Origin of the sequence: Vibrio sp. Vb1026 (assembly GCF_033338745.1) — a bacterium.
Classification (GTDB): Bacteria; Pseudomonadota; Gammaproteobacteria; order Enterobacterales; family Vibrionaceae; genus Vibrio; species Vibrio alginolyticus.
In genome coordinates this window covers 1-19,609 of the sequence record NZ_JAWOTH010000017.1, presented here as the reverse complement: position 1 = coordinate 19,609, position 19,609 = coordinate 1, and the positions used below count along the sequence as shown (strand labels likewise).

Genomic DNA, 19,609 nt, shown 5'->3' with positions numbered 1-19,609 from the left:
AAGTCGTGGCGCTTTAATGGGACGGGGAATAGGAATAGGGTTAATAGTACCGTCTATCAATGGAGATCGCATCTAAGGGGATCGCATCCATTCTAGGTGTACCATACATAGGGCTAACAGGGCGTTCTTCCTGTGTCGTCGTTCCAGTCTGAACGAAATCCTGTTTATAGCTCGGTGTTGATTCTATATCGGTCGTGGTCTGTTTTCCAACCGTAACATGGTCAGAATAGTTAGGTATTTCCACCATATCCATGACTTCAAATTCAATAGAATACAATTGGCCATCTAAAACAATTCGTAATGGGATAAGAGGATGCACCACTCGCTTAATCTTCGCTTCGAATGCTCGAATGGCTTCCTCGGTAATGCCGTCCTCACCTGCAATGTCGTTCAAAGGGATGCGAATAGCACCGCGACTGGTCAGGAAAAAGTCGCTCGGGTTTAGTCCGTTTTGCAGCTCCAACTCTGACTCGGGAACTAAGAACGTGCCGTATGGAAATCGCTCTTGGTCTACTGGCGCGTAGATTCGTTCCCACTTAACACGTAACCCTTTAAATTCACGCGCGAGCGTTGAGATAAGTGGATAAATGGTCTTTTTAAAGTGAATTTCGTCCTTACGCTGCATCACAACGTGTGGCAAGTCCTCATCGGCCACTTCGCCTAGTGGGAAGATTTTTCGCAGCTCTTTAATGTCTTCTAGCAGCGATTCTTTGTCCATTTCGTACAGTGAAGAACGCGCTTTAAGCTTTTCAATGTATGACTCTACGTGAGTTTCAATTGACTCTGCGATCGCGCTTGCTAAATCTACCCAAGCGGTTTCCTTTTGACGCGCCTTGGTTAGCTGGCCAGATAGCCATTTTCTGAAGTCTCCAAATGCCATGTTTTTCGCCTTGTTGGTGTAAAAGTTTTCGCATGCGAAAACTATATAGTATGTTGTGTTTTAAAGTTCTCGCATGCGAAAACATCCGTGTCTTTCTTGCTCCGTGCGAAAACTTCTATGAGTAATCGAAGTTCAGTTGAATGGTTGACGCATTCACATCTAAATAGTGGTAAGTATCAATCGGGATGCGGTCAAGAATCCCAATAACTTCGACCTCAAACTCTTTAATACCCAAAGTCACGTTGAGCTCTTGGATGACATCCCAAATTTGGTTTTTGGTAATGCGCTCATTGCGACTTGTCTGTTTGCCAAATTTCTCATCTAACGCATCGGCCAGTACCTTTGTCGCCCATTCTGGATTTGAACTTGGGTAAAGCTTTCCTTTGACCGTCACGGTAAATGGCACGTCCTTACGCTCCACCAGCTTATAGCGCTCGTTATAGCCCTCTCGGCCAGCGAATAGAACTTGGATTTCCTGATTCAAAATCTCGTCGGTTTTATCGGCAGAGTAAGCACAAATAAAGATCGTATTGATGTTGCGAACGTCCGGCGTTCCTGTGAGTTTTTCCTGCTCCGCTTCACCCCAAATCGACAACCAAGTAACACCAGAAATATTGCGCTTAACAAAGGTCATGTAATCCGAGTCCCACGCTATCTGCTCGTCATAGATTGGCGAGTAAAGGGCGTTGTTTCGGATTGATTCAATGTCTTCCGGCTCTGCACCGCCGATGATGCTGGTGGACGTTTTGATTGAGAGTTGGTCTTTATAGGCGCTTTGAATCCCCATATCGATAAGCTCTAAAGGCTGCGCATCGAGTAGCGTAGTCACACCATTAGTCAGCCATAGCTCAAACTCAATTACATCACCTGTCGCTGGCGCGCGACCGTTATTGTTGTTACCAAAACGAACGCCTAGCTGGTCGGTTGGCTTGTAATACTCCATGTAGGCTTTGGATTTGCCGTCCGTATTACGAAACTTAAAGACGTGCGTCCATTCTTCTCCGTTCACGCGCACGATGATGTTATGAATACGCTTAGTCAGCTCTTGAGGGAACGCCACGGCCAACCAGTTTTTTCCTTCATCGACCGTGTAGGTCATCTTGGACACTTCGAACTGTTGCACCTCTACTGCGGCGCTTTCTTGCGGCATAAGATCAATGGCTTCCATTAGCGTATAGCGCAATTGATTGTCAGCCACGCATTGGCTGTATTTCGGCAAGGTAACGCGCTTTGTTCCGGTATTGGTCACTAGCGCACGGCCTTTCGATGGCGCTGCTTTTCGCCCTACATAGCCCTCAGTTTCAGCACCCGCCAAAATGGAGGTGCGTTTAGTGGCTAGCGTTAGGTAGGATTCTTGCAATGCACGGCTACTGATTGCTGCCATGCGTTCAACAATCTTGGCCACAAATAAGCAAAGGTAGTCAACGAACTGCGAACCAATATGACGTGACCACCAGCTTGAACCAGCAATCGCCTCGTTAAAGGTCTTTTTGACTTCTTCTAACTTGCTCAAAACGTAATACCTCTCTCCAACGTTTGACCGTTCACAACGATCGTCAATTTGTAGGCATCGATACCGTTCACGCTTGGCTCTACGGCAATGCCTTGAACCACCGCGTCTTTCACGTCAATTGGGAGGGTTAATAGGATTGAGTTTTCGATAGCTGCTGCTGTGGTTTCGTTTATTGGTTCATGCTTGTATGCCCCTAATCTGTTGCCCCATTTTGGAGCGCCCCAAACTTGGCCTTGAGGTGTATCGAGCCATTCAGAGACGCGCGCAACGATCGCGTGTTTCTCATCGGCTACTTTTACACCGTCAATATCGACCCGTAGTAAGTAATCAATTTCTTGGCTCATCTATTACTCCATATCAGCGCTTTGACGCTGTAACGAACGGTCATCAAAGTTGAGAGGAATAGAGCCGCTAGCCTTAGTGGCTGACGCTGGCTTGTCTTTGCTTGAGCTGCCGCTAGGCGCTGCAAAGATAGTGGTCGGTTTGTTGTTATCACTGCCGCTAACCGCGCGCCCAATGGCATCCAGTGAATGTTTGCTAAGTTCCACGGTTTGAGGCTTGCCGCTCTCTTTGAGGTCTTTCATTGCTGCCTGTGCTTGCAGCTCGCTAACTCGCTCATTGCGTTGAATGGATGATTGAGTCGCAACCGTCTTATTCGAGGTGTTTTCGGTGTCCACTTTCACCACGGATTGAGTGTCCGTTTTCTGGTTACTTAGCTCGGTATTGATGGATGATTCATGGCTGGCTGTGGTCACGCTGTTGGTTTGCGTGTTGTTTGCAGCCTTGGTTAGTGCGGCTACGGCCTCAGCCTCTTTACGGCGTTTGATCTCCGCATCGACGGCGGCCACTTGTTCAGCTTTCTTATCTGGCGAGTAAACTTGGCCAAGCTCGGGATGCTCGACCATGCCGGACATATCCATGCCTGTTTCATTAGCCACTTGCACACGTTTGTCCTGGCTAATACGTTTTTCTCTTTCTACAGCTAAGTAAGCTTCTTTGTAGCTAATCCCTTGCTCGCTGGCCTTTTGCGATACCTCTTGAGAGGTCACTTGAATTGAGTTTTTCGCATCAAGTTCGCGCATGGCTTGGCTGTCATTGGACGCTTTAGCCGTGTGGTAGGCTTCGGCGTTCTTAAGGTGTTCTTCTTTCTCCGGTTGAGCTTTCTCAGCCTTAGAATCCTTAGCCTCTTTGTCGTCCTCAATCTCACCGCCAAATAGCTTGTAAATGCCTTTGGCCATATCGCCAGAATTAAAGGTCAACGCTTCCTTAGCGCCATCAAAGCCGAACGCCCCAAGCGCCGAACCAAGCAAACCAGCACCGCCACTGACTAGGCCACCCAAATCGAGCGCGTTTGCCAATGCCATTGAGCTCTTCTGGCCAGTTGTCGCTTCTTGGCCATCTTTGAGATTGAACGTCTCTTTTTGTTTGTCTTGGTCAGCGAATCCGCTAAACGCATCGTAGGCCATTAAGGCCGGAGCAAGGAAAGGGATCGCCTTGCCAGCAACAGAGCCGATTTTAGACATACCTTTAAAGGCGGCACCCGCCATCGATACGCCCTTGTTGGCCACGTTTGAGGCTTTGCTGCCAATGCCTGACATTACCGATTTAACTCGGCCACGCTTACCGTCAGCTTTACGACCACGGCGGCGTTCAAACATATCGCCAGCTAGGTCTAATAGGCCACCTTGGCCATCGTTCGCCACTGCTTTGGTTGCCGAAATCAGATCGTCGAGCTTATCTAGTACATCATCGAATTGGCGTTCACGATCAGCACTCGATTCATGGAGCACTTCAAGCATGTTTGCTCGGTAGCTCTGTTCTTTGGTGCTTTTGATCTCACTAGCTGTGCTTATCCGGCTAGAATCACTCCCAACAAGATTGACAGGCACGTTACCCCTAGCACCATCACGGCTAGGTCGATCACTAGACGTAATTTGCGTTGAATGGCTTGTCTCGAACGAATCTTTTGTCGCTGATAATTGTTCATGGCTAACTGTCTCTATGGCTGTGACGGCCTGACTGTCTGCCTCTGGCGCTTGCTTGCCTCGGGTAAAGAGTCGGCCTAGTTTCGATTCTTTTAGCTTGTCCTTGGTTGAGGTGGCCTTTTCGGTCACATCATCCAATGCTTCTTTAGCGTCTTGCCCTAAGTGATAAAGCTCTTTAGCGGAGTAGAAGAACGAACCACCAGCCGCAGCGCCAGCCGCATCGGTCGCGTCGTTTTCTTCCTGTAGGAACTCTTTCACGTTATTGATGGCCAGTTGCTTAAGGCTGGTGGCCACCTTGGCAAAAACGTTCTGGCTTTCCTTTTCCGTGTCGGTTTGCTTTTCAATTTGGCGCTCTAATGCGGTTTGCTGTGCGTTCTTGTAAGCCGATTGCTCTTGCTTACTCGCATAGCGACCATCGGAGCGTCGAAGCTTGCCGTTAGCGTCTTCCCAATAGCCCTCAAACTCTGCCAGTGCGTCAGAGACAGCCTTTTCTAACTTCTCTGGCACATCATCAAGGATTGAGGTATCCAAACGTTCAGAATTGGATTCTGGCGCTTCTACATTCACGACAACGGGCGCTTGTTTTACTGGCTCGCGCGCGTCCTCGCTTTTCAGCGTGTCAGCAATCGACTTTACGCCACTTACAGAGCTGCTTTGCTCGATCGCTTTGGCGTCCGGCTTGGCTTGTGTTTCTGCTGGCTGACTAGGCGCAAATGACAACTCAATCTCACCTGTACGCTTGGTCTTGGTTGCACTTGGTTTAGGTGTGCCGCTTGATTGCTGTTTTAATCCTTTTTGTGGATTAATGCTCGGAATAGTAGAGACGTTAAGAGAGGCATTGGAAACGCCCTTAGTTACCGCCTTTTCGATGCCCTTTGTATCCACTGCAAGGACGGCCTTTTGTTGGCTCGTTGGTAGAGTCTTGCCATCGAGTTTGCGACTAATCTCAGCTAGCACGGTCAGCTCTTTGTCACTGGCTCGCTTCACTGCATCAACAACCAGTGAAAGATCAACCTCTTGTTGGTTTCTGTCCATTTTTCACCTTGTCTTGGAGCGCTTTATCTAGGCTTATGGCCATCGTTTGAGGTGTTTTGAATACCGCATCGATAGGCTGGCCACCGTAGATCGTTAAGTTCTCAATCAGTACGTTCCAACCAACGTAATCAAAACGTTGCAATGAAGTCGTTATGCCGAAAGGGTAAGAGCAACGTTCGAGTTGCTTCACCTCCTTGCTCGATAACTTTCTGGCACTGCGGAATGGTGGCGACTAGGTAGTAACGCCCCTCGTCGTACTTGGTGAGCAATCCGTGACGCGCATTGCGTAGGCACTTTTCAACCTTGGCAAAGGCCACACGAAATTCCGTGTTGAGGTACATCGATTTCAATAGATCGATTTTCCACACTAGGGCATCGTCTTGGTCTTTGGGTTGTTCTTCGAACGTTAGGCAGTAGGCTAGCTCAGTGAGCGCCATGCGGTTAGCTTGTTGCTTCCATTCAGCGCTGTCCGGTTCGTACTGGTCGCGCTCATTGCGAATGTTCTCAAGTTGCTCCGCTTCGTAACCGGTTAGTGGTTTCACGTTCGCTAGGTATGACTTGCCTTTCACGATTAAGGTGATCTCTTGTTTTGGCAATCCATTGAGCGCTTTGGCCGATTCCATTAGCTCGCCCATATTGAGATCGAGATAGTGAGTTTCTTTGCAGTGCTCGCACTCATAGCTAAAGGGAATAGTGCCTAGCTCGCTGGTGGACATAAAAATCCACCACAATGCTGCGCGGCGATCTTCACCAGTCCATAGGCCGCTATCACTCATAGGGCGCTTACTGGTGTCTTGCATGTGGTTCAGATAGCGAGTTGTATTGGCTTCCTCTTGGTACTCGTTGAGGTCGCAGAACAATAGAGCGTCTTCCACGGTTGGGATTCGAAACTCAATCACTTCTGAAATGTTACTTGGTAGTGGAAATGATGGAATGTGCATTACAGTACCTTGTTACCTACAGACATAAATTTTTGGAGAATGAGCGGGAATGACTGGATCTGGTTGCCGTTTTCGCGTGAAAACATCACGTTGCCAATCTTGGTAGGAAAGACTTGATAGCTCTTATAGAGTGACTTTTTGCCGTCCTCATTGAGCGTGAATATGTTGATTTTGAACACGTACTCTTTGGGGATGTTGAGTGTGCCGTCTTGGTTTCTGACTTTCTTTATCCGGCTTTCAAACCATTTAGAAACAGTCAGGTTTTCGTCATCACGAACCGTTAGCGTGATTTCGCCAACACTGCTGTATGTAGGCAGCGCAATAGAGCCTGAACCGACTTGGAATGAATCCGCATCGATAGAGCCAGCACCAAAATCAATATCCTTTACGTAAATATCAAAGTCCGTTGGCGCGTCCGGCGAGTCGATTTCTACCGCCCATTGCCAGCCTTGCAGCCACGGCTTATTCATAAAGTTATTGGTCGAGCGTTTGGCGAGCTGCATGTATGGATTCATGGCGACCTCGCTTAGAGCAACGATACTGGTGGAACAATGGCACGGTTCGCGCGCATTGAGTTTTCAATCTCAGCTTTACGTGCGGCGAGATCAGGTTCGGCAGCAATATCGCTCACATCCAACTTGCCAGCGATGGCAATACGGCGTTGACGCTCTGCGTTCGGGATAGTGATCAGCAACTCCAGATAGTCGCCAAGCAAGCTAATGCACGGCGTTGGAAGCTGGAACGAATCAAACGGTTCATTGAGTACGTTTTGCATGTACATCAATGTCAGTGGGAATATTTCTGCGCTCGTTAACTTCAGTTCAAGAACGTTGCCCCAAACCTCGCTACGTACATAACGACCACGGTCATCTTTGACCACCAGCCTTGCAGCAAAGTCGGACGGCAATTCAAACTGATTATTATCGGCTAAGTCGCTTTGGTGGATGCGGATTTTCGTGGTAAATCCGGCAGTCTCTTGGTACTTGGCCAGCGCTTTACGCAGTAGGCTTAACAGCGCCTTTTCGTCGTCGTGCAGCAAGACAGGGAATCTCGTTTTCACGTCTTCGAGTAGTTCAGTTGGTGTCATGGCCACTCCGGTAGTGGCGGCGCATTTTGAGATAGGGGATAGGCTTGGTGAATCTTAAACTAAACTAATGGGGGAGGCGATAGATTATCTTTCTATAATAGCTCGGCACTTCAGTTACTACTGGTCGTATTTGGGTCGGGTAATACACATTTTTCTACACTGAGGCCACACTTCTCCACTATTAGTAGTGTTCTGAAATGTACGCTACTAACCAAGTGCCTATGTTATATACAGGAAGCCTACTTTGAAAAGTCTGAGGAACATCATATAAAATTATTGCAGCGCATCTGAATTAAAGTATTGAAAGATTTCTGAGCGACTGATGGCAATGCCCTTAGACGTTTTTGAGCTTCTAAATTATTCTCTATCCTTAGACAGTTTTCCGTATCCATAACTATGCGGGCTAAGCGCTTGTTACCAAACGTCAGCGCTATGTTACCCAATGTGTGCAGTTCCAGCTCCAATGTATCTACATCATTGTTGCCAAATGCTAGGTGTATCCTTTCAAGCCTAGTCATCGATTCTTTCAAATAACTGTCGATAGCGAGTTCAACGGTTTCAATATCAGTATCTTTAATTAGCCTCTTGAGCACTTTTTCGTCTAAAAGTGGCTCGTATAGTTCAAGTTCAATTACATTTATCATGACGCCTTCCTCGATCTCATTGCTCATCTGACGATTGTTTGTTTGATAGTGACTCTGAGTTATTACTTACTTGGCTATTTGCTTGGCTGTCACCTGTATTATCTTGGTGAGACTCAGACATGATCATTCCTTCAGAGCCATCACCGAGAGTCATTTCAATCTGCTGCCAGTTGCCTGCTGCAATAGTAGTGTTATTAATAATGACACCAGCGCTCATATCACCACCTAGAACACCGTGGTGTTTGGCTCCAGAATTTCTATTTCTATCTCGATTTTCTTGTAATACCAGAGAGGTTTGAGCATTACGCGCAGGAAAGTCGTAAGGGTGTGGGCCTCTGACAGGGTCTTGAGGTCTAGCGTTGATAGAAACAGAAACTAGAGTCAAAAGAAAAAAAGTGGTCAGCTTATACATAGTAACTCCTTGTAGAGCCGCGAGAAAATTTATCTCGCGGCACCTATCTAGTCAGTTTAGTTGATACCATCTACTTTTACATCTAAGTTGTTACCGACTGAGGTTGCAGAAGAGCTAACAAAAGGGTCTGTACCTGAGTAATCGGTTGTTAATGCAACATCAACAGTGGATAGCGAGTTGATGTTTGCAGAAGATGACTGAACATTATTCGCCAGCATAAATGCATCTTGATCTGATGTGGTGGTCAAATCCATCGACATATTGTTGGCAACAGCGGTAGCAGCGCTATCTACGGAAGCATTAATAGTGCCTAATACAGAAGAGGTAGCACTGATGTTGCCAATAAGGAGTAAGTCGTCCCCGGCAAAGCTTTGACTAGAGTCGATATCCATTTGGACATCTGAACTAATACTTGCGTTGTTACCTACAGCGGTCGCAGTACTTTCTACACTCGTTTGACCACCAAGTAGTGGGTCGAGCGAGATATTCTCGGCACCGATGATTGAACTTGTAGCTAATACACTACCGACCATATCCTGCTCGTTTTCAACCATTGTAAGCCCTGTCGGTGTCACATCAGTGTTAGCACTAATTGTTTGAGTTACGGTTGTGTCAACGGAAGCATTCCACTCCCAATATACGACATCAAACGCGTTCGCTCCAAAGCTAACAAGACCAAAAAGACCTAAAGATAGTGCTACTTTATTGATTTTTACAGTTTTCATAATATTTCCTTAAATGACTGATTAATCACTTTACAATTGTCGCTCTCGTCCGTTAGTGGAAACTTGAGGCCTTCCACAAGCATGTTGTACACGGCAATTTCTATGACCGAACGTACGCCTAGCTGAAGTGGTTCATTTTTAACGCTGCCAGCGTCAAACTCGACCAACTGGTTGTCGAAGAAACGATAGACCCCAGTTTCTACCTCAAATCCAATAACTTGCTTCTGTAGGCTACTGACATAAATTGTTTGTAACGTCCTTACATCAACCAACCTCAGATCAATGCCTACATTAATGACTGCTCTTCTTACTCCACCTCCGATTAATCCAATATATAACCTTGCTCCATCTGAAAGAATGTTATAATTCAGTTCAGTCAGAGCGCCTAGAACCACAAAGTTAGCGGGGATAGCGGATAACTTTTTGGTTTCACCCTTGAAGGCCCCATTTTCGTATAGCTGCTGTTCCGCTATAGGGACTCTAATGTCTAATCTTTCTGTTAAAACAACGCGCTTTGTTTTGTATAAGGCACTTATTATCATTTCTGATACGCCTTGAGATAAGGCGGTGCTGTCGTTGAATGTTGAATAAGATAGCTGGCCTGTTTTATCAACTACTTGACCAACTGTGAAAACTGGTAACTTATCGGCTTTAATATTAGATAGACTCGATAAGCACTTTGAATATGGTGTTTCATTTGTAAGTACTGGACTACTAAAATAAGGTTCTACTATATCGGATTCATATTTAAGTCCGTTTGAGCATCCAGTAGCTAGTAAAGATAGAATTAAAGTAGATATCGAGTTCTTCATATTAAATCTCCCTTTTACTGTACTTAAGCACTTAGCGTGCCAGTTTTTTAAGTCCTTAAATATCAGGTGGATACGTTTATAACTTTTATTATGAGAAATTATTTAATATTTATTTGTTGATATTTGTCATTGTGATTCTCAGAATGAGAAAAATTAGATAGAACACTTAACTGGTCCGATGTTCTAATATTTTTAAATTGATTTTCACGTATTATTCATTAGTAAAGTCAAAATATATATATTATTTTTCTTGGTAATTTTATAAGGGGGGATTTAATATGAAGGGGTTTGATTGTTATCAAGACTTATAGAGGAAATGATGTGAGTGTGGTAAGGAGACAATACATTATTAGTTTAGCAACAGGAAGCTTAGCGTTAGTGCTTAACTTAGAAAGTGTGTATGAGTCGTTGAAGGATTAAGAAAACACTTCTTAAGTGGAATCAAACATAGTACAAGCGTATGAATAGTGATGCTGCCTGAGTTGTTGGCACCCTGGGTAGAAGATACTTCTTGTTTACAATTGTAAAACACCCTTGCAAAATAAATAATTGTGGTAAGCAGTAGCGGACTCATTTGTTGAGCCACTAGCATAGTGGGCTTCTTACAATCAACGGCGAAGCTAAAATCAGAAAAATATAAAACTTAGCACACATGGTGTATCTGTTCGTTGCCATTTGTTACTTGGTGACGTTTTGAGCATCAGAAATAATTTTTTGTAATTAGAGGGTATATATGGCAACTCAACTTGAAGAGTTTGAGCCGTCGGCTTGCTTAGATAAAAAACAGTCTATACAAGCCTATATCGATGAAGCGGCAAACACTGGTGAGCCTGCAATCATTGCAGACGCTTTGGCGGCTGTAGCAAAGCAAAAAGGTATCGAGAACACTTTACACCCACCTGATAATCCATCGTTGTCATCGTTTATTGCATTGGCAAACTTGTTGGGGGTATCTGTTAAATTGGGGATCAATCGTACATGATAGCTTTAAGCTATTCCGGCTTTTCGGCAATTTCTCTGTAAACTCGTATCTGATTAGAGGAGCGGGAAATGCGATAGCTGTTTAATCTGAGGTCGATTGACTATCTACATAGGCTTTTAGTGTTTCAGTTGCCGCACAGCAAAGCATTACACCCCTTGTAACTACCAGATAGATAAGCGATTGACTCCCACTGTCTGTATGCAATACTGGGTGTATTAAACATTTTAAAAAAGTTTCACGGTATGAGCAAAAAGATTGCGGGAGTCAGCATCCCACCAGCAAAACCTACTGATTTTATTAAAGTAGTAGAGCTAATCGACAAGCTAGATCCAATTAAATACGGGTTTGACAGCAGCGGTAACTACTTGCATTGGAATGACTTTCAGTACCGTTCAAAAGAGTTTAAAGGCGACCAAAAGGGTTACGCTTGGCATGCCCTAAAAATTAGACGTGGCCTTAACGACATTTCGCTTGTTGATGAAAATGGCAATCCGTTCCAGCTTAGTGCCGCCAGTCTCGACGCTAAGCTATTCCGCATCGATAAACAGCTTAAACTAGAAGATTTGCCGCTATCTGCTCAAGACAAAAAGGCACACCTAGTGAAAAGCGTGATTATGGAAGAAGCCATTAGCAGCGCTCAATTGGAGGGAGCGGCCACAACGCGCAAGGTGGCCAAGGAAATGCTTGAAACAGAACGTGAGCCTAAAGATGACTCCGAACGGATGATTATCAATAACTGGCGTTTGATCATGATGGCCGATGAACTTAAGGATGTAGAGCTCACACCAGAATTGATTAGCGGGTTTAATGGCATCGCCACCGATGGAGTGTTAGAGAATGAGCACGTTGCTGGCCAATACAGAACGGATGCAGTCATGGTTAGAGACGTGGCCACTGGCGATATTATTCATGAAGCGCCAGAACATGAGCACGTTTTGAAGCTCATCGAGCAACTATGTGACTTCGCCAACACCGACCATACCACCAGCACCAATTTTATTAACCCAATCGTTAAGGCTTGTATTCTGCACTTCATGATTGGCTACATTCACCCATTCATGGACGGCAACGGGAGAACGGCTAGGGCGCTTTTCTACTGGTTTATCCTTAAGCATGGTTATGAGAACTTTAAGTACGTCTCGATCTCTGCGCCACTTAAGAGCGCGCCAACCAAGTACGTTAGAAGCTACGTTTACACCGAAACGGACGACAATGACTTAACGCACTTTGTGGACTACCAGCTAACGGTCATCATCAATGCGATTGAGCGCTTTAACGAGTACATCAAATCTAAGATTGAAGATACGAGAGAGGTGCGCGAGCTGCTAGGCGAGTCCAAGCTTAAGAGCGTGTTGAAACTGCCGCACATTGTGATTCTGGCCAAGGGATTAGAAACAGCCGGACGTGTCTTTTCTGTTAAGGAAATCCAGTCTGATTTTGACGTATCTCATACCTCTGCGCGCAAGTATCTTGAGAAGCTGGTGGAGCTGAAATTGCTGTTCAAATCAAAGGAAGGCAACGAGAATACCTACATTGCACCAGCCGACTTGAAAGATAGGCTAACCAAAGCTTAAGAGCATCAAAAAAGCCGCCAAACTGGCGGCCTTTTTGTAGGGAATAGAATAGGACTGGTTGGCGATTAGAAATCTACCCAGTTGTATTGCAGTGTGATAGCTGGCTTAACAAGTGCTGCTGAATCTTCTGTCGATAGGTCGATCACGTCTGAACGTACTTTTACGTGCTCCAAACGGAATCGATGCGAGGTTGCCCCCTTACCCTTAGTTGATTCAGGCGTAGACTCGATAACGACAGTGACCATTTTCTTTTCACGAACGATCTCACGTAGCATTTCTAGCACTGTACCTGTGATCGTTTCTACACACGTCACCGCGATTTCGCCTTTGTTCTCAAGCGCACCATTTTGGATGTAGCCCAAGCCCATTTGGCCAAAATCTTCTACGTCTGCACGACCCATTGCTGGAAACTGAGTAGAACGTACCAAAACGCTAAGATTAGGGTATTCTTCGATTTTCATCTCGAACTCTGTACCCATCATCTTTTCGCCAGCTTGGACGTTCTTAGTGAATTTCTGTTTTAAGAAATTCATATCGCCTTTTGCGTTAAATGCTCCGGCCATAATTACACCTATTCTATTGGAAGTGGTTTGGAATCTGTGACTGATTAATCATTTGCTTAGGAGCGGCGGTAATAGTTACCGTGTTGTAAGCGAAATTCCCGTCTCGCGTCTTAGGTGCGTTAATGTCATAACTCACCTCGCTAATACGCATGGGTAGATTGAGCGCTTTGCCAATCTTGAATCGCGCATCACTTGGAACACGGCCACCAAGGCCATCGGAACTGACTGGAACAGTATTTTGCAGCTCGGGACTTATCATCTGAGCCAGGTATTTTATGGGATCATTAACCTCTGATTTGGCATTGGTGAACGCGACAAATTTCAGCGTTGCTGTGATTTCTGGCGGTTCATTTCCTTGCCAAACTTGCTGACTGTTCCATAGTGTTTTACTCGTCTTATCCGACACGGTTTGCGCGACTGAGGACGTTTTATCTAGGGCATTGATGTTACCCACGGAATCGCCCTCAAACGGCGCTTCCCATATCGCTCTAAAGGCAAGCTGACACTCATCAGTCATGTAACCAATGACCGTAACCTCTTGACCGCCTATGACTTGTGTAATGGCGCATTTATTGTGGATAGACACGCCATCATCATTAGGTACGCCGACAATTACAGCCATTGCTTACCCTTACTTGTCCATACCGCGAGAATCGCGCATGCGGTTAGACTTTTTGCGAGCTGCTTTAGCCGCTGAGCTGTGAGCTTTCGCGCGCGCTTTCTTAAGTGCTGCTTTTTGTGCTGCACTCATACGGCGCTTACGGCGATTCGTTTTGATGTAAGTTACCTTGCCATCACGGATCACTTTCTTAAGCGCTTCAAGCATCATGGATTCACGAACGGCGAACTCTGCAATCGCTTCGTCTGAGTCCACGTTGTCTAGGCCACGCTCTAGGGATTCAAAGATGCGATCTGCTGCTTCTGGATCTTCCAGTGCTTCTAGCATGTCGCCCTCTTTTGGCTGGCCAACTTGAGCAATGAACTCGCTAGCCGCTTCCTGTAGCGATTCGTATAGTGCTGCTTGGCCATCGGTTAGCTCGGTATCGTCATCGCCACCAGCCATGCCAAATAGCATTGCGTCTAGGTTGTCGATTGAGCTGTCACCACCGTTAACCCACTGAACACAAGCCGCTGCTGCGTCTTGGCGAGCCATGATGGTTGATGCACGATTGATGGATTCAAGAAGTTGGTCTTCTGTTACAGACTCAAAAAATGCAGTTTCAGTTTGTTCCTGCTCGGCCACTTGTGGCATCACAAATGGGCGAGCAAGAACAGAACCCTCAGAAAACATTGATTTCATTCTATTCTTGCTCTTATGTTGATTAACGGATTAGTACAGGTTCACCAAGGATTCGACGCGCAGAGCCAGTTGGACAGAACGACCAAGTGACTCTCCAGTAGTCGATTTCGACTTGCTTGATTTCCAGTGTCCAAGCGCTTTCGCCGTCTTGATCTGGATTACGAGGTGTCACTAGCGCACCAACGGCTTCATAGCCCTCTAGGATGCTGGCCACACCGTCAGTTAGACCCTCAAGCGTTGCACCGTCAGGTTGGTGTTTTAGGCGATTACCTAGTGCGTAGAAGTCGCGTGAGATAGCGTCAGCAATAGACACGACTTGCTCAAAACGTAGGTAGTTTTCAGCCGCAGATGACGTTAGAGAGTCATCAATGAACAGGTTGCCGTTTTCGTCTGTGCCTAGTTTGTTTAGACGTGCCTTGTACATTTCTTGGTAGTTAGGCTCGCCAGCACCTTGGATTGGTTTTAGGCCAGTACGCTGAATAACAGCACGTTCAACACCTGCTGGTGTGTAGTGCCAACCGCCGACCGGAGAGGTCTTAGCAACGCCAAGCGCTTTAGCTGCAAAGCCGATACCCGAGCCGCCCCATACCGCCATGTTGCCGTAGAAACGACACTTAGCTTGGTAAGGGATATGCACGAATGAAGCGCGATGGTTGTTGAAGTTCAGACCTTTTTTGAACTCCAATGCCGCTTCGTGCGTTAGGCGAGGATCAATATCGAAGTAGCCAGAAATGCGTTTGTCTTTACAGATTTGCGCAAGGTCAGTGATTACCGCAGTGTCGTAGCAGCCCAAACCACAAACGTAGTTGTAGCTGTAAACGGTAGTGCGTAGTGCTTTCACTGCTTTCTGGTAGTCGTCAGCCGTAATGTCGCTAATATTGCCGTTGGTCGCGCCAGTGAATTTGGTTTTCGCAATTGCAGTAACTTCGCGTTTCGCTGTTTCTGCATCGATGCGACAAGTTAGGTACTGCGAACGTTCTTCAAGAACAGTCTCGATAAACGCAGCGCTACCCATTTGGTCTACTGCTGTAGGCTCTAGGGATACAACCCATTCTTCTAGCACTACAGAGCCACCAGCCGCCTGTTCTTCCTCTAGGGTAAGAGTGAACATGCCAGCGCCGTAAGTCGCTTCGTCTGCTTTCGCAAGCGTGATAGAGCGGTTATCGGATTGCGCACCGTCTTTGATAGCGATCGCTAAAAATTCGCCATCTTCAAGTGACAGGTCAGCCGAGTAGTTGATCGCTTCGTTAGTGATCGTCACTTCGTCTGCTGGTTTGGTTAGCTTGATAGCTGGATAGGTTGCCGTTTTTGGTACGACACGAACCACAAGGCCATTACCGCCGCGCAAGGCTTCATCAAGAACGCGCATGCCGTCAGCCAATTTGCCAAGGCTTGAGTGGTAAGGCTTACCTAGCTTGTCTAGGAAGTTAGCCGCCGTTACCGGAATCACTTCGAACGGCTTACCTTTTTGAGACACAATCACACCGCCAAACACTAGCTGGTTAGAGCCAGTGCCTTGCTTAGTTGTCGAGTCAGCGTTAATTGGCGAAACCGCAACTTGTGAGACGTTATCCATTGAAAATTCAATCTTACTCATTCTCTGTCTCTTTCAGCGTTAGATCCTGTGCTGCAAGCTGGTCTACAATTTCTTGCAAACCCGCTTGAGCAATACCTTTCACCGCAATCACGTTGTCTTTCGTCATTTCGGTTAGTTGCTCAACCGTTGTCACACCGTGGTTAATCAGTGCTTTTTCAACGCTTGCACTAAGCTCAAGCGCGGATAGCGCTGTGCCGTTATCGCTGGTGGCTGTGTCTGGTTGCTTTTGAACTTCTGGTAAAACCGTTGGCTCAAGGCGAACCGAAACGAGGCCGTTTGGATAGGCCGCTTCCACTTCGTGTTTGAAGCGGTTCACGTTGAAAACTGAGAGAGGGAAATCTTTGGCCAGTGGCGGCATAGCGCGACCCTGAACCGTGATTTCCTTTGGTGTGTGGTTGGTGATTAAAACGATCGTTTCTTTCATCGAATCCCCCAAGAGCGGCAGCCCGTAAGACTGCCGCTTACTTGCCTTATGCCGCTGCTGCTAAAGGAGCTTCATCGATAAGTTTCACGCGGTAGAAGTAGTCTTCTCCGTCGAATGGATGGATTTCGCCGTAGGCCAGTTCGTATAGCGTGTTAGACGCTACTAGACCTTTACCGATTGGATGCGTGTACATGGTTGCTGCGATTGCATCACCTGCTACGTAGCCCGCTTCTGAGTGAGAAGAACCGCGACCGTAACAAAGCATGTCGTTCGTACCGATCACTACCGGACACTCGAACACTTTCCACATACCGAACAATTTACCCGCGTAGTGGATAGCGTTTTTCTGTTGGTAGTTAGCCGGAGCAACGAAATACGGAGCACCAAGAGACTTAAGGATTGTTGACGCGCCAGTACCAGCAAAGATACCTGTCATGCCAGTTGTGCGAGTCGCTTGTAGGATCTTCGTAGAAACGTTTAGAAGAACTTCGTTTAGACGTTCACGATGTAGACGCCAATCTTCACCAGCCGCTACGTAGATATTGAATGTTTCTTCGCGCGTACAAGCAAAGTCCATATCTACTAGATGGCGAGTCGCTTTTTCCGATGCCAATGTGTTGCGCATGTGGCTCATCTGTAGAGATTTCAGATCTTGGCCAAACTCGCGTTGCATTGTGAACATCGCTTGGATAGTCGCGTCTGCTGCGATTGCGTTTTGACGTGGGCGTAGCGTGCGAGAGTCCATGTCGTGATCGATAGTTGGGATCAGATCTGGACGTTTCTCAATGTCTACCTCGAACTCGATGTGTAGAACGGTTTCTTCTGGAAGTGCCGATGTTGGAGTAACAGTCACTTTGCCTTTGGCATGGTCAATCTGACAGTTGATCACTACACCGTTGTGAGTACCAGTCATGATTGCACCGCCGTTGCTGTCTAGATCGCGCGCCACTCGCTTGTGGTTTACGAACAGAGAAACGGAAGTCTTAGTGAATGGGATTTCAAACTTGGTGTGTTGTAGGTCAGTCTTAGAGTCAAAGACGTGAGTTGTCTTAGTGCCGTCTGGTTGCTGTTCAGCGACAAACTTGTAGCGCTGACGCATAGACGAGTATTGGCCAACCGTTGCTTGGTCGATTTCAGTACCCGCAGCGAAGTCACCAAAGTTTGAGCCAGTGCGGCGGTACACTTTGAAGATCTCAACTTCGTTCGCACCCGCTGGGATCATGGTTACAGCGTCAAGTGTTGCTGTTTCTAGAAGAACAGGCAGCACTAGGCCAACCATTTTCGCGCGGATTTCAACACCCTCTGATGTTGATAGAGACTGGTTGATAGACTCAAGCATCATTGCGCCTGTTGAGCCATCGCGCTTAGCGCCCTCTAGCGTCATCATGTTACGCATAGTTGCGTGAGCTGATGCCATTAGCTCATCGCTAGGTAGGTGGCCGTAAGTCTTTTCGTATTCACGTACCGCAGACTGCATGCCTGATACGATGCCAACCGCTGTTTCTTGAGACACTGACTCGAACATAGGCTCATTCGCAATGGCTGACAAAATAGCCGCGCCACGAGAATTGTCGTCAGTTAGAAACATGCCTGTTTGTGAATCGAATTGGGATTCGATACACAGATTACGCATTGCTTGAGCGCCTAAATGAATCGCCTCAATGCGTTTGTTGAAGTTAGAACGTTTATCTGCCATGTAAATAAACCTTAGTTATTAAATGAGTGTGTTCGGAATCGTTAAGCCGCAGAAAAGCGGTAAAAATTCGCTCAATTTCGGATAGTAATTAAGATTTATTGTGAAAAAAACAGGGGTAAATTTTCGTTTAACTTATTGTTATATAATGAATTTGTGTCTTTTTGTGCGCTTTTGTGGGAATGGTAACGACAGGGGATTTCTATGTCGTTGATCGTGTGTTTTTGTTGAGAGAAAAGGGGATAGGAAAGGGCATCTAAAAAAAATTTAAAAAATTTTCAGTTGTTATAGGGTTCCTGCCAAAAAGCCGAACACGTTGCTTAGTAGCTCTTGTGTGTCAGTCTCTAAGCTTGGAAGCTCAACCCCATAGAAAACGGCCAAAAAGTCACGAACAATGAGTTGATAAATGACCACCAGCGCGATGCTCCACATCATAGCGGCGCGTCCAGTACGTACCAATGTGTTAGAGCTGGCCGCTTCAAGCTCTGCCAGTTTGTAGGCAAACTCTTTGCGTTCTTCGTCACTGGTAAACACACGATCACCAAACTCGGTCAGTTCGTGGATAATGCCACCTACTTTCTCGCTGGTGGCGCTCTTAAATAGACTACTTGTAAACACTTTTGCTAGTCCCATCATTAGTTGCTCTCTTTAATGTGTTCTGCGAACGCTTCTGCCAGTGCTACGGCTAGCTTTTCGCGCAGTTCCAATCCCTTTTGTAACGACTCGTCGTTAGACAAAAAGAACGGCTCCAAAATCACGGCTGGCATTTTGGTTTTCATCAAGAAACGCCAACCGCGAGTATCAGTACCAGTGTTCGAGATAGGCTTAAGGCCACGATCACGCTGTCCGATAAGTCCAGCCACCGCTTTTTGTAGGCGCTGAGCAAGTGCTTGACTCTTGTCCGACTTATGCCAATGCAATGTCTCTGAACCTTGAACTGACTTATTGGCCACGCTGTTACAATGTAACTCGATGGCATAGTCAGCGCCCGATTCGTTCACATCACTGATCATCCGTGAGTAGGTGTCTCGATACATGATCACTGGAAGAATGTCTCGCTTATGTAGCTCGGCGGCCAATAAGCTGGCTAGGGGATGATTATAGCCATACTCATTCATTCCGAATGTTTCGTTGTAAGCGCCGCCATCTTTAAAACTATGGCCAACAACAATACAGACTTTTTTCATTTTATAAACTCCCAAACTTAGCTTAACTAATATGTACTTAGGTATTGACTATGTTCGGAATAGGAAGTATATTTGCTTTACCAGATCGGCATCCCAATCGACTGGTGTCAACTAACGTTGAAACTTCATTTTTAACCTTTGTAATAGCTTCTTGTGCCGCGAACACTTACCTCGCGGCTTTTTTTTGCCTGCAATTTAGAAAAAAACCAGCGCGAACGCTGGCTTTGCTTGGATTATGGTCGGTTTTGAACGGGC

General features: G+C 46.3%; 23 protein-coding genes. 3 read left to right on the top strand and 20 right to left on the bottom strand.

Going from position 1 to position 19,609, the window contains the following annotated elements; all coding sequences use genetic code 11:
* Positions 1 to 40 precede the first annotated feature (40 nt).
* From R7E47_RS19735 to R7E47_RS19680, 12 genes are all read right to left on the bottom strand, one after another.
* The gene (locus tag R7E47_RS19735) at positions 41 to 880 is read right to left on the bottom strand and encodes a hypothetical protein (RefSeq protein ID WP_054579128.1); all 840 of its coding nucleotides are present in this window, start codon (positions 878 to 880) and stop codon (positions 41 to 43) included.
* 115 nt (positions 881 to 995) lie between these two features.
* Entirely contained in the window at positions 996 to 2,393 is a 1,398-nt protein-coding gene (locus R7E47_RS19730) for a hypothetical protein (protein WP_206954281.1), read from the bottom strand.
* A complete protein-coding gene (locus R7E47_RS19725) occupies positions 2,390 to 2,737 on the bottom strand; it encodes a hypothetical protein (RefSeq protein WP_033905435.1) in 348 nt (115 codons plus the stop codon). The genes R7E47_RS19730 and R7E47_RS19725 overlap by 4 nt, the downstream gene beginning before the upstream one ends.
* Positions 2,738 to 2,740: 3 nt before the next feature.
* Positions 2,741 to 5,413, bottom strand: a complete 2,673-nt coding sequence (locus R7E47_RS19720) for a hypothetical protein (RefSeq protein ID WP_206954282.1) — start codon at positions 5,411 to 5,413, stop codon at positions 2,741 to 2,743.
* Positions 5,388 to 5,555, bottom strand: a complete 168-nt coding sequence (locus R7E47_RS19715; protein ID WP_206954284.1) for a hypothetical protein — start codon at positions 5,553 to 5,555, stop codon at positions 5,388 to 5,390. The genes R7E47_RS19720 and R7E47_RS19715 overlap by 26 nt, the downstream gene beginning before the upstream one ends.
* The gene (locus tag R7E47_RS19710) at positions 5,542 to 6,354 is read right to left on the bottom strand and encodes a hypothetical protein (protein ID WP_206954285.1); all 813 of its coding nucleotides are present in this window, start codon (positions 6,352 to 6,354) and stop codon (positions 5,542 to 5,544) included. The genes R7E47_RS19715 and R7E47_RS19710 overlap by 14 nt, the downstream gene beginning before the upstream one ends.
* Positions 6,354 to 6,869, bottom strand: a complete 516-nt coding sequence (locus tag R7E47_RS19705; protein ID WP_170894054.1) for a hypothetical protein — start codon at positions 6,867 to 6,869, stop codon at positions 6,354 to 6,356. The genes R7E47_RS19710 and R7E47_RS19705 overlap by 1 nt, the downstream gene beginning before the upstream one ends.
* 11 nt (positions 6,870 to 6,880) lie before the next feature.
* Positions 6,881 to 7,441 (bottom strand): hypothetical protein, encoded by a 561-nt coding sequence (locus tag R7E47_RS19700; RefSeq protein WP_206954286.1) that lies wholly within the window; start codon positions 7,439 to 7,441, stop codon positions 6,881 to 6,883.
* Between the two features lie 263 nt (positions 7,442 to 7,704).
* Complete coding sequence (locus tag R7E47_RS19695; RefSeq protein WP_158174282.1) at positions 7,705 to 8,085, bottom strand: Hpt domain-containing protein; 381 nt, start codon at positions 8,083 to 8,085, stop codon at positions 7,705 to 7,707.
* Positions 8,086 to 8,101: 16 nt separating this feature from the next.
* Positions 8,102 to 8,497 (bottom strand): hypothetical protein, encoded by a 396-nt coding sequence (locus R7E47_RS19690; protein ID WP_017634038.1) that lies wholly within the window; start codon positions 8,495 to 8,497, stop codon positions 8,102 to 8,104.
* Between the two features lie 56 nt (positions 8,498 to 8,553).
* Complete coding sequence (locus R7E47_RS19685; RefSeq protein WP_176311772.1) at positions 8,554 to 9,222, bottom strand: hypothetical protein; 669 nt, start codon at positions 9,220 to 9,222, stop codon at positions 8,554 to 8,556.
* Positions 9,219 to 10,034, bottom strand: a complete 816-nt coding sequence (locus R7E47_RS19680) for a CsgG/HfaB family protein (protein ID WP_017634036.1) — start codon at positions 10,032 to 10,034, stop codon at positions 9,219 to 9,221. The genes R7E47_RS19685 and R7E47_RS19680 overlap by 4 nt, the downstream gene beginning before the upstream one ends.
* Before the next feature lie 733 nt (positions 10,035 to 10,767).
* On the opposite strand from R7E47_RS19680, the gene R7E47_RS19675 reads away from it, so the two are divergent.
* Both R7E47_RS19675 and R7E47_RS19670 read left to right on the top strand, forming a co-directional pair.
* A complete protein-coding gene (locus R7E47_RS19675) occupies positions 10,768 to 11,016 on the top strand; it encodes a hypothetical protein (RefSeq protein ID WP_017635630.1) in 249 nt (82 codons plus the stop codon).
* Between the two features lie 242 nt (positions 11,017 to 11,258).
* Positions 11,259 to 12,590 carry a Fic family protein gene (locus R7E47_RS19670; protein ID WP_206954287.1) on the top strand — a complete coding sequence of 444 codons (1,332 nt, stop codon included), beginning with the start codon at positions 11,259 to 11,261 and terminating at the stop codon, positions 12,588 to 12,590.
* 65 nt (positions 12,591 to 12,655) lie between these two features.
* On the opposite strand, the gene R7E47_RS19665 is transcribed toward R7E47_RS19670, so the two are convergent.
* The 8 genes from R7E47_RS19665 to R7E47_RS19630 form a co-directional block, all read right to left on the bottom strand.
* Positions 12,656 to 13,153, bottom strand: coding sequence for a hypothetical protein (locus tag R7E47_RS19665; protein ID WP_042522736.1), 498 nt, complete (start codon positions 13,151 to 13,153; stop codon positions 12,656 to 12,658).
* A gap of 13 nt (positions 13,154 to 13,166) precedes the next feature.
* Positions 13,167 to 13,775: a hypothetical protein gene (locus tag R7E47_RS19660; RefSeq protein WP_017635635.1), complete on the bottom strand. Its 609-nt coding sequence runs from the start codon at positions 13,773 to 13,775 to the stop codon at positions 13,167 to 13,169.
* Between the two features lie 9 nt (positions 13,776 to 13,784).
* Entirely contained in the window at positions 13,785 to 14,453 is a 669-nt protein-coding gene (locus R7E47_RS19655) for a hypothetical protein (RefSeq protein WP_049879884.1), read from the bottom strand.
* Positions 14,454 to 14,475: 22 nt separating this feature from the next.
* Complete coding sequence (locus tag R7E47_RS19650; RefSeq protein WP_206954289.1) at positions 14,476 to 16,050, bottom strand: hypothetical protein; 1,575 nt, start codon at positions 16,048 to 16,050, stop codon at positions 14,476 to 14,478.
* Complete coding sequence (locus tag R7E47_RS19645; RefSeq protein WP_206954290.1) at positions 16,043 to 16,474, bottom strand: DNA-directed RNA polymerase subunit alpha C-terminal domain-containing protein; 432 nt, start codon at positions 16,472 to 16,474, stop codon at positions 16,043 to 16,045. The genes R7E47_RS19650 and R7E47_RS19645 overlap by 8 nt, the downstream gene beginning before the upstream one ends.
* Before the next feature lie 46 nt (positions 16,475 to 16,520).
* Positions 16,521 to 18,170 carry a hypothetical protein gene (locus tag R7E47_RS19640; RefSeq protein WP_206954291.1) on the bottom strand — a complete coding sequence of 550 codons (1,650 nt, stop codon included), beginning with the start codon at positions 18,168 to 18,170 and terminating at the stop codon, positions 16,521 to 16,523.
* A gap of 282 nt (positions 18,171 to 18,452) precedes the next feature.
* The gene (locus R7E47_RS19635; RefSeq protein WP_042522741.1) at positions 18,453 to 18,803 is read right to left on the bottom strand and encodes a hypothetical protein; all 351 of its coding nucleotides are present in this window, start codon (positions 18,801 to 18,803) and stop codon (positions 18,453 to 18,455) included.
* A complete protein-coding gene (locus R7E47_RS19630; protein WP_206954293.1) occupies positions 18,803 to 19,354 on the bottom strand; it encodes an N-acetylmuramoyl-L-alanine amidase in 552 nt (183 codons plus the stop codon). Before R7E47_RS19630 ends, R7E47_RS19635 begins: the two co-directional genes overlap by 1 nt.
* Before the next feature lie 50 nt (positions 19,355 to 19,404).
* Between R7E47_RS19630 and R7E47_RS19625 the strand changes: the two genes are divergently transcribed.
* The coding region (locus R7E47_RS19625; protein ID WP_318085015.1) for a hypothetical protein at positions 19,405 to 19,609 on the top strand (205 nt) is incomplete at its 3' end.